A 10,981-nucleotide genomic window follows, 5' to 3' on the forward strand; every position below is an offset into this window, starting at 1 on the left:
TAAAGAGGCAATGCCAGGGGATGATCATCTTGATTCATGGGTCGGTTTTGCCCTCCGGCGCTGGTGGTTCTTCGGCGAATGGCTCGCCGCTGAGCATCTCGTCATGCTCGGTCATTCGCCACGGCAGGCTGCCGGGGGATATATGCAGGAAGTGCAGATACTTCTCGAACTGGTCGAGGATGTCACCGATGAGGTCTGCCTGGTCGTAGCCATAAACATCGTAGGACTGGCCTCCGCGGCGCAGAAAAACCTCGGCACGGTAATAATGCTCGTCACCGTCCGGACTTTCCGGCTGGGCGAAGGCGGGCATCGCATAGCCCACCTGGCGGATTTCGTAGATGAAATCCAGCTGCCCTTCGCGCAGTACCTCCAGATAGAGCCGGTGGTTGGGCTCATCGATATGCACCTGAGCCGGCCAGTCCTGGGCGGCCAGTTCACGCTGTACGCGGCGCATGGCCTTGAGCACCGTGCTGGACATGAACTCCTCGACCTGCTCGCCGCTGGGAAAGTTGACCAGCCGCGCCAGACGCTTCTTCCACAGGCCGGGGCCGCCGTTACTGGTCAGGCGAGTGCCCTGCATCTGGTATTGCAGGCTGGTGGTGGTGTGGCTTTCGATCACCAGCGCCCGCCACATGCCGACCGCGGCGATGATCATGATGATCGCGAAGGGCAGGGCGCTGGCGATGGTCATGGTCTGCAGGGCGGTGAGTCCGCCGGCCAGCAGCAGGGTCGCCGCCACCGCGCCTTCGGTGGTCGCCCAGAACACGCGCTGCCAGGCCGGGGTGTGGGTGGCGCCGCCGGCGGCCAGGGAGTCGATCACCAGCGAGCCCGAGTCGGACGAGGTGACGAAGAAGGTGATGATCAGCACCACTGCGATGAACGAGGCGATCGACGTCAGTGGCAGGCGTTCGAACAGCTTGAACAGAGCGATGGCGTGGTCGGCCTGCACCTCGTCGATCAGCGCGGTATAGCCCTCGTTCATGATCAGGTGCAGGGCCGTATCGCCAAAGATGGAGAACCACAGGAAGGTAAAGATCGAGGGCACCAGCATGACGCCGAAGACGAACTGGCGAATGGTGCGGCCGCGGCTGATCTTGGCGATGAACAGGCCGACGAAGGGTGACCAGGCGATGGTCCAGCCAAAGATGAACAGCGTCCAGTTGCCGATCCAGTCGCTGCGGGTGTAGGCCTGCAGGTTGAAGGTTCGCTCGACGATGTTGTTCAGATAGCTGCCGGTGTTCTGCAGAAAGGTTTCAAGGATGAAGATGGTCGGCCCGACGATGAACACGAAGCCCATCAGCGTCAGCGCCAAGATCATGTTCAGCAGCGACAGGTTCTTCACCCCCTTGTCCAGGCCCGCGACCACCGAGCAGATCGCGGCGAGGGTGATCAGGGCGATGGCGATCACCTGCACCGTGGCGCTGACCGGAATGGTCGGCCAGAGGTAGTTCAGTCCCGCGTTGATCTGGGTGACCGACAGGCCGAGCGTGGTGGCGATGCCGAACAGCGTGCCGAGGATCGCGAAGACATCCACTACATGACCGATGGGACCATAGATGCGCTCGCCGATGATGGGGTAGAGCGCCGAGCGCATTGACAGCGGCAGGCCGTGACGAAACGAGAAATAGGCCAGCACCAGGCCGGTGAGCCCGTAGATCGCCCAGATGTGGAAGCCCCAGTGGAAGAAGGCGATCTGCATGGCCTGCTTGGCGGCCTCGATTGTCCCGGGCGCTCCGGCCGGCGGGGTTGAATAGTGCAACACCGGCTCGGCGACTCCGAAAAACAGCAGGGCGATGCCGTACCCCGCCGAGAACAGCATGGCGAACCAGGCGGGAAAGCTGTACTGGGGCTCGGCATGATCCGGCCCGAGCTTGATGTTGCCCCACTTGGTCAGCGCGATACCCACCACGAAGACCAGGAAGAACGCCACCGACAGCATGTAGAACCAGCCGAACGACTGGGTGATGAAGGCGAGCGTGGCGCTGAACGCCTCGCCGGCCATTTCCGGATTGGAAATGGTGCCGATCACCAACAGCAGCGTGACCACCACAGCCGGAATGAACACCGGGAAGAGGATGACAGCCTTCGGAAGTTTGCGATCGGTGGAGAACATACGAGGGGAGGGTTTCCTTAGGGGTTTAAGTTTGGTTCTTCGAAGGTTAGCGTTAAAGCGGAGGGAGGCGGTGGCGAGAAGGGTTAAGGCTGTGTTCGCCAAAACATGACCCTGACCCAACCACCGCCGTCGCCATGGATGCTAGTTGGCTCGTCCTGTTCTGGAAAGGCTTTGAGCTGGATAGCTGCGAGTCCCTCTATCAAACCGGACACCGCCGCCCCGTCAAGTTGATGTTGCGGTCAGCCGCCGGAGCCCCGAAGCGAGCGGGTAGTTCAGGGCAGTGTGCGAATGCTCCTCGTTGTAATGCGTGAAGGCAATCTCCAGGTTGCGTAGAACCGCCTCGTCATACTGGTCGAGCGTGCTGGCGGTTTGCTGGCGATCCTCTGCAGGCACATGCGCCGAGCAGGAGCCACGAGCCATCGGCAGGCAGTTCGGCGTAGCGTCAATGGGTACCCGATTCGCAGGAAACATGAGCCAGGCGGGAGCACTATGCCCCGCCAGTCGACTCTTCCCATCGCCTCGTCAGGGGGGAGCCACGCTGTGCCCCCCTTGGGTCATCAGTCGACGACCTGGGCCTCTGCATAGAAGCGATAGCCGGCATTGCGTGCCGTTTTCACCGGGAGCTCCAGGCCTCCGGCAGTGGCGATCTTGCGCCGCAGGCGACGCATCTGGGTGTCGAGGCAGCGCTGGTCGTAATTGAGGAAGTCCTTGCCTAGGGCAGCGACTATTCGCTGCCGGCTCACCAGTTCGCCGCTCTCGCGCATCAGAGCATGGAGTACCAGAAAATCCTGTTGCGACAGCGGCATCTTGGCGCCGCCGGGCAAGTGCAGGCGGCGCTGTCCGGTTTCCAGTACCCAGGGGCTGGTGGCTGACGACGGTTCCAGGCGGCGGTTCAGGGCAGCCAGTGTGGCGGCCAGTTCATCCAGATCAGTGCCTTTACCGAGGTAATAATCGGCGCCGTCACCGAGGCCTAGAATTTTGTCGCGGGTGCTTTTGCGCGCGCTCAGCACCACGATGCCAGGCGGTTGTTCATTGGCACGCAGTTCGCGAATCAGGTCGAGGCCGTCGCCGTCGGGCAGGCCCAGGTCGATGATGGCGATGCGGTGCCGGGTGCTGTCGAAACAGGTACGGAAGTCTGCCAGCGTGGCGACGCTTTCCACCGGGTAGCCGCAATCGCCGAGAAAGTCTGCGAGTTCTTCGCGCAGTACGGGTTCGTCTTCGAGCAGGATGATGTCGAGCATGGCCAGGCAGGTTAAATGAAGTTCATCGGGTCAAACTGAGCGTTTCTGAGCAGGCGAATATCGAGCGTTATCGCTACGCCATAATAAATGCTCGTGAAGATTTCATTGGCATTGTTTTTGTTCGCTGTTTTGTGCCTGGGTTGCGCCGAGGCATCCCAGGGGGCGAGGGCCGACGACTGGCAACCGCAGTTGTCGATATCAATGATCGCCAAAGGGTGGCGGCTCGGCTCGTAGGCGGGGCGTTCTTCTCCGAATGAGTCATTCGGCTCGATTGCTGAACTGCAGGGCAGGGTCATGGCGAGGTGCCATGCTAGCATGCCCGCCATGCCCATCCATTTTCTCATTCTCGTGCTGCTGTTCGCTCTGCCGGCCTCCGTGCTGGGCGAGGTGTTGCACCTGCGGGATGGCTCGCGCTCGTTCGACACCGGCGGTTATCTGGAGCGCCTCGATGACCCCCAAGGCACGCTCGATGCGAGTATGGCCGATGCATCCGCTGGCTGGACGCCGTTGCCAGGCGGGCTGAATGCCGGTTTCACGCCTGCGATTCTGTGGCTGCGCCTGGACGTGGCGGCCCATGGGGCTCGGCGCGACTGGATACTGCACCTGAGCAATGCCCTGCTCGACGACGTCAGGGTCTATGGGCGTAGCGCCGGTGGCGACTGGGCACTGCTGGGCCATAGCGGCGAGAACGTGCCGCGCACGCAATGGCCGGTGGACTACCGCAGCCCGGTGTATCACCTCGACCTGGCTGATGGTGCGGAGCAACGGCTGTTGCTCCGCCTGCAGAGCAAGAATGCGCTGTCGGTCAGGGTGGCCGTCTGGGAGCCCCAGGCATTCAACGACCATTCTCGGCGCGAAGCACTGTTCTTCGGCCTCTATTTCGGCTTCTATCTGCTGCTGATCTGCTCCTTCGCGGTGTTCTCGCGACTCACGTCGGCCCCGGACAGTGGCCTGTTCCTGGTCTACGTCGGCCTTTGCGTGCTCAACGAGGTGCTGTCGCTCGGTCTGATCCAGCAGGTTACCGGGCTTGGCGTATGGTGGAGTGACAGGTTGCTGGGTATAGGTATAGCGGTCGCCGTGCCCGTTGCTGTGTCGTTCGCTTCCCGCCAGTTGGGCCTGCAACGGCTTTATCCACGCACCCTGCGCTGGCTGTGTGGTGCGCTCTGGCTGCTTGCCGGCATCGCCGGGCTGGTGGTGGGTCTGGGCCATTATGGCTGGGCGATGTGGCCGATTCAGTGGCTGGCCCTGCTGCTGATTCCCTGTTTCATCTCACTGGGTATCTTTCTCCTGCTGCGCGGGCACCCGCCGGCGCGTTTCTTCCTGCTGGCCTTCGGTGTGTTCTATGCGGGCATCATCGTGGGTTTCCTGCGTAATCTCGGTTACCTGCCGGTCAATACCTGGACAGAAAACGCTTCGGCATTGGGCACCATGGTGCACATGGGCCTGGTCAGTCTGCGCATCGTTGCTCACCACGACCGGCTCCGGCGTGCCAGGGACCATGCCCAGGCGATGATCGCCACCGAGCTCGCGCAGCAGCACAGCCAGCGCCTCGAACAGCAGGTGATGCAGCGTACCGGTGAGCTGCGCGAAGAGATTCGCCGCCGCGAGCATCTGGAACAGGAGCTGCGGGCCTCGCTGGAACTGGAGCGTCGCGTGCGCGAACAGCAGCGCGACTTCGTCGCCATGGTGTCGCATGAATTCCGCACCCCGCTGGCGATCATCACCACCACGGCACAGCGTCTTGCCGGCAGCTTGACTGTGACCTCGGAGCGCAACCTCCAGCGGTGCCGGAATATCCGCGAAGCGGCGGTGCGGCTGCTGGCGCTGGTGGACGAATATCTGACCGATGACCGTATGAGCGAGACGCAGATCGAGTTGCGCCTGGCGCCTTGCGACCTGCCGGCCCTGGTGGCTGACTTGCAAAGCGAGTTCGAGCCGGGCCGGATTCGGGTCGACTACCGTCTGGACTGCCGCGACCTGTTCTGCGATGGCGGTCTGCTGCGTATCGCCTTGCGCAACCTGCTGGCCAACGCTGATCGCCACGCGCCGCTGCACGAGGCGGTGCGCGTCGAGGTCGCGGCGGAGGATGGCCATGTTTGTTTCCGCGTCCTAAACGGCGGCGGGGCCATCCCGGAGGGCGAAGGTGAACGCCTGTTCCAGAAGTATTATCGAGGGCAGAACGCCCAGCGCAGCCCGGGTGCGGGACTCGGGCTCTATCTGGTGCGGCGCATTGCCGAGCTGCAAGGTGGTGACGCGGATCTGACGGCTGTGGATGCCGACACGGTATGCTTCAGTCTGCGTCTGCCGCAGGTCCCGAGCTAGGGTCTGTTGCCGTTTCATCGCGAGCGGCATTGCCTGGAGGCTTTTTGGGAACGGGCCAAGGCCGCAATACCTTGCAGTGCCAGGGTTCGCAAGCATGGCTCGCTCCTTGCGAGCCTATGCGCCATCGAGCGCTCAACGATACGGGTTATATTGTAGATCAATAAGTTATGTCGAATCTCAACAGGCCCTGGTCGTTATAGTTGATTTTTTTACTGAGTTTTAGCTCAGTTTTTCTCAGTTATAAGAAAAATGCCTCCAGTAGATTGATGGCGACAAGCCATTACACCCGCGTCGGTGCCATCGCTGGAGTTTTCAATGATCAAGCCCTCCCTGAACCATGCCTATCGCCTTGTCTGGAACGACAGCCAGGGTGGATTCGTGCCCGTCGCCGAAAATGCGCGCAGCCACCGCAAGAGCAACGCGGCGAGCACCGTGCTGTTGTGTTCGGCGCTGCTCTCGGCGCCCGCGCTGGCTGCCGACCTGCCGACCGGTGGTGTGGTGGTCGGTGGTGCCGGCAGCATCGGCCAGAATGGCAATGCCATGACCATCCAGCAGGACTCGTCGAAGCTGGCGATCGACTGGAACAGCTTCAACATCGGCAAGGACCATAGCGTCACCTTCAACCAGCCGGGGCGCGATGCGGTGGCGCTGAACCGTGTGCTCGGCTCGGACGTATCCGTAATCCAGGGTGCGATCAACGCCAATGGCCAGGTGTTCCTGGTCAATCCCAACGGCGTACTGTTCACGCCGGATGCTCAGGTCAACGTCGGTGGGATCGTCGCCAGCACCCTGGACATCAGTACCAGTGACTTCATGGCGGGCAACTACCGTTTCGCCGGCGACAGCAGCAATGCCATCGTCAACCAGGGCAGTATCACCACTGCACCGGGCGGCAGCATCGCGCTGATCGCGGCGAAGATCAGCAACACCGGCAGCCTGACCGCCACGGGCGGCAACGTGCTGCTGGGCGCCGGCAGCAAGGTGACGCTGGACCTGGGTGGGCCGGTCAAGCTGGAAGTGGAACAGGCCGCCATCGACGCGCTGATCGAACAGGGTGGCGCGATCAGGGCTGACGGCGGCAGCGTCTACCTGACGGCAAAAGCGGCTGGCGAGCTGGCCAGCACGGTCATCAACCATACCGGCATCACCGAGGCGCGGACCCTGGCCACCGGCGAGAAGGGCGAGATCGTGCTGCTCGGCGACATGCACAACGACCGTATCCTGGTGGCTGGCACCCTGGACGCCAGCGCGCCCCACGGCGGCGATGGCGGCTTCGTCGAGACCTCGGCGGCCAGCGTGCGTATCGAGGATGGCGTCAAGGTCACCACCAAGGCCGCCAGCGGCCAGACCGGCAAATGGCTGATCGACCCCAGCGACTTCACCGTCGGCGCCGGCAGCGCCAGCCAGACCGATAGCGGTATCGGTGCCGAAACCCTGTCGACCAGCCTGGAAAACACCGACGTCGAACTGCAGACCGTCGCCACGGGCAGCGAGGCGGGCGATATCCACGTCGATGCGGCGGTGGAATGGGCTGCCGACACCACGCTGACGCTCTCCGCCCATGGTGATATCAATATCAACGCGGCCATCACCGCCACTGGCGAGAGCGCCGGGCTGGTGCTCAATCATGGTGGCTACAAGCAGAATGGCAGCGCGGCGAGTGGCAGCGACTACCATGTCAAGGCGCCGGTGACCCTCAGTGGCGGGAATGCCAGCTTGAATATCAATGGATCAAACTACAGGTTGATCCATTCTATCGAGCAGTTGGATGCAATAGACGACCGCATTCCCGGCAACCCCATGCTTCCACCGCTGCAAGGCTACTATGCCCTGGCCCAGGATCTGGATGCCGCTGGCACCACTTACACCGGTTCATTGGTACAGCAAGTCAATGGCACCTTTGCCGGTTTGGGGCATGTGATACGTAATCTGGATATCGATGCGGCCCAGAATGTGGTAGGGGTTTTCGGGTCATTGCAAGAGGGCGGCGTGATCCGTGACATCGGCATACAGAACTCCAATGTCCGGACCCTCTACGCCTCTGTGGGGGGGCTGGTGGGAAGAAACAGTGGACGGATCAGCAACGCTTATTTCATTGGCGCAGTCAGCGGTAATAGTGGCGTCGGCGGTTTAGTTGGCTCCAATGAGGCTACGGGCGTTATACACGACAGTTTCTCGGCCGGTACTGTGATGGGAAGCGGAGTTAATACGGGAGGACTGGTCGGTTTGCACATGGGAAATATAAGCCGGTCGTATTCCGGCGCCAATGTGGTATCCACAAGCAACTATGTTGGTGGTCTCGTTGGCAGGTCCCAAAGCAATGACTCCGCAATGTTCGGAGAGCCCTATATCAGTACGCTGGACTCGGTCTACGCGACTGGAAATGTCACAGGTGTCCAAAGCGTGGGCGGCCTTGTTGGTGGGACGGCTTCGAGTACTATCCTAGAGTTTGCACACGCAACTGGAAATGTATCCGGTGTGTCACGGGTCGGAGGGCTGATAGGTGACAGTTACGGCATTCACCTTTCACACTCCTATGCAACGGGTAATGTTTCTGGCACCGGTGAGCAGATCGGTGGTTTGGTGGGCAATAACGGTCTGACCACTATCGAAAGCAGTTATGCGACAGGAAATGTGACAAGTGAGGCAGGCAGTAAATTAGGGGGGCTTGTCGGTTCGAGCGCTGGCAACATCAAGCAGTCCTACGCTACCGGAGCGGTATCCTCGACGGGTGAGGAAGTGGGAGGCCTGGTTGGCTACCAATCGGGAGGAGAGATCAGTCATGCCTATAGCACGGGTGATGTCACGGGCGGGAATCGTACAGGGGGGCTGATCGGACAATTTGTCTTGTCGGGTGTGCTCCGCAATGTCTACGCCAGCGGTGCCGTCTCAGGTACGGGCACCAATACAGGCGCAATATTCGGTTATAAGCCGGGGACGGTAATCCTGGAGTACGCCCACTGGGACAGCGATAGTAGCGGGCAAACCGCAGCCGGGCCTTACGGCTCCTTTTCCAACGTCACTGCGGTAGATGCCGACAACCGCTACTCGCCCGCTGCCTACACTGAGTTTGGCGCCTGGGAACAGGTCAACGGCTCGGATACCTGGATCGCCAAGGACGCCGCCGGTAACGCCCAATGGATCATGATCGCGGGCCAGACCCGGCCCTTCCTGTTCAGCGAATACTCCACCGAGATCGGCAACATCCACCAGTTGCAGCTGATGGCCTACGACCTGGCGGCTGATTACCGGCTGGTACGGGATATCGATGCCAGTGCCACCGCCAGCGGGGGTGGCAGTAGCATGTGGAGCACGGCGGGGTTCTCCCCCGTAGGCACCGAGGCTTCCCCCTTTAGCGGCAACCTGGATGGCCACAACCACGTCATCAGCGATCTCTACATCCATCGCCCGGACACTAATTTTCTTGGACTATTTGGCTACACCGAGAATGGCAATATCCATAACATCGGACTGTTTGATGTAGACATTACCGGGCTCAACTTTTCCGGTGCGCTCGCGGGTTATGGTGCCGGCGGCAGCATCAGCCACGCTTTCGCCACCGGTAATGTCAGCGTTCATAATAGCTATGCTGGCGGCCTGGTAGGCCAAAGCCAGTTAGACAGTCTCAGCAATGCCTATGCATCTGTCGATGTTCAGGGCGACAACAATATTGGCGGCCTGGTAGGGCTCAGTTTATTCACTGAAATCAGTAATGCTTATGCCGCTGGCAGTGTTAAGGGCCTGGGCAATGGTCTTTACATCGGTGGCTTGGTGGGGTTTAACTTCGGTGACATCAGCAATGCTTACGCCACTGGCCATGTAACAGGTAGTACCAGCGTCGGTGGCCTGGTGGGTGAAAGCCACGGCGCCATCACCGACAGCTACTGGAACACTGAAACCAGCCACCAGAGCACCAGTGATGGTGGCCAGGGCAAAACCACTGCTGAACTGCAAACGGCTGCAACCTTCGCCACTTGGGACATTTCCGATAAAGGTGGTGAAAGCACCATCTGGCGCATTTATGAAGGCAACACCTCCCCCCTGCTGCGCAGCTTCCTCAAGCCGGTCAGCATCAGCCTGGCGAACAAGACTTATGACGGCCAGACCAGTGGCGGCAACGACTACCTGCTGTCAGACCCCACGGCCAGCCTCCAGGGTAGCCTGAGCTACAGCACCACGTCCAAGAACGCCGGCACCTACAGCACCGCTGATGGCACCCTGACCGTGAGTCAGGACCTGTACTCGCACCAGCAGGGCTACGACATCATCGACAAGGCCGATAGCCTGACCATCAACAGGAAGGTCCTGGGCGTCAGCGTCATCGCCGAGAACAAGACCTACGACGGCACCGTCGCCGCCACGGTAAACGGTGCGCTGAACAGCGGTGACGTGATCGACGGTGACGACGTTTCCTTCAGTGGCCAGGTCGCCGGCACCTTCGCTGACAAGAATGCCGGTATCGGCAAGGTCGTCAACGTATCGCTGACAGACATCACTCTGTCTGGCACCGACGCTGGCAACTACCAACTGGCGGGCAGCGACGGTGCTCCGCTGACCACCACGGCAACGATCAATCAAGCCATCATCAGCGCCGTTTCCGGCATCACTGCCCAGAGCAAAACCTACGACGGCAGCAACCTCGCCACACTCGATAGCAGCGGTGCGGCCTTCGCCGGCATCATTGCCGGCGATACGCTGGCCGTGGCCTCGGCCAGCGGCGCATTCGCCGATAAGAATGCTGGAACAGGCAAAACGGTGAACATCACCGGCATTACCTTGACCGGCAGCGACGCTGGCAACTACCAACTTGCGGATAACACCGCCACCACGACCGCCGATATCCATACCAAGGGGCTGGAAGTCGCTGGTTCCAGCGCCGTAGACCGGACCTACGATGGCACGACCGCAGCGCAGATCAACGCCGGCAGCCTCAACGGAGTCATCAATACCGATGACGTGACTGTCAGCGGCACCGGCACCTTCGACGACAAGAACGCAGGGGTAGGCAAGAAGGTCTACGTCACTTACCTGCTTTCAGGCGACGACAGCGGCAACTACCACGTCGTTGGTGAAACCCTGGGCGCAGACATCTATCAAAAGAGCCTGCAGATCAACGGCTCCAGTGCTGCGACCAGAACCTATGACGGCTCTACCGCCGCCCAGGTCAACGTCGGTACGCTTGCGGGCGTCGTCGACGGCGACAGCGTCAGCGTAGCCGGCAGCGGTGAATTCGCGGACAAGAACGCGGGCATCGGCAAGCAGGTCACAGTCACCTACCAGCTTTCGGGCACCGACAGTGGCAACT

5 protein-coding genes are annotated in these 10,981 nt (G+C 61.1%); 2 read left to right on the forward strand and 3 right to left on the reverse strand.

Annotation, left to right across the window (positions count from 1 at the left end; genetic code table 11):
* Positions 1-34 precede the first annotated feature (34 nt).
* From ACFOMF_RS08100 to ACFOMF_RS08110, 3 genes are all read right to left on the reverse strand, one after another.
* On the reverse strand, positions 35-2,113 hold the full coding sequence (locus tag ACFOMF_RS08100) for a BCCT family transporter (protein ID WP_386363413.1): 2,079 nt from the start codon (positions 2,111-2,113) through the stop codon (positions 35-37).
* A 557-nt stretch (positions 2,114-2,670) separates the two neighbouring features.
* Complete coding sequence (locus ACFOMF_RS08105; protein WP_386363416.1) at positions 2,671-3,354, reverse strand: response regulator transcription factor; 684 nt, start codon at positions 3,352-3,354, stop codon at positions 2,671-2,673.
* Positions 3,355-3,365: 11 nt separating this feature from the next.
* The gene (locus ACFOMF_RS08110) at positions 3,366-3,650 is read right to left on the reverse strand and encodes a hypothetical protein (protein ID WP_386363419.1); all 285 of its coding nucleotides are present in this window, start codon (positions 3,648-3,650) and stop codon (positions 3,366-3,368) included.
* A 19-nt stretch (positions 3,651-3,669) separates the two neighbouring features.
* On the opposite strand from ACFOMF_RS08110, the gene ACFOMF_RS08115 reads away from it, so the two are divergent.
* Together ACFOMF_RS08115 and ACFOMF_RS08120 are read left to right on the forward strand one after the other, a co-directional pair.
* Positions 3,670-5,676: a sensor histidine kinase gene (locus tag ACFOMF_RS08115; protein ID WP_386363422.1), complete on the forward strand. Its 2,007-nt coding sequence runs from the start codon at positions 3,670-3,672 to the stop codon at positions 5,674-5,676.
* A gap of 315 nt (positions 5,677-5,991) precedes the next feature.
* On the forward strand, positions 5,992-10,981 hold a 4,990-nt coding region (locus ACFOMF_RS08120; protein WP_386363425.1), incomplete at its 3' end, for a YDG domain-containing protein.

It is taken from the genome of Stutzerimonas tarimensis, from assembly GCF_042648805.1.
Taxonomy (GTDB): domain Bacteria; phylum Pseudomonadota; class Gammaproteobacteria; order Pseudomonadales; family Pseudomonadaceae; genus Azomonas; species Azomonas tarimensis.

Excerpts from the sequence above, each read along its gene's own strand:
- ACFOMF_RS08110 (WP_386363419.1), bottom strand. The coding sequence starts at position 3,650 with ATGACCCTGCCCTGCAGTTCAGCAATCGAGCCGAATGACTCATTCGGA.
- ACFOMF_RS08105 (WP_386363416.1), bottom strand. The coding sequence starts at position 3,354 with ATGCTCGACATCATCCTGCTCGAAGACGAACCCGTACTGCGCGAAGAA.
- ACFOMF_RS08115 (WP_386363422.1), top strand. The coding sequence starts at position 3,670 with ATGCCCGCCATGCCCATCCATTTTCTCATTCTCGTGCTGCTGTTCGCT.
- ACFOMF_RS08100 (WP_386363413.1), bottom strand. The coding sequence starts at position 2,113 with ATGTTCTCCACCGATCGCAAACTTCCGAAGGCTGTCATCCTCTTCCCG.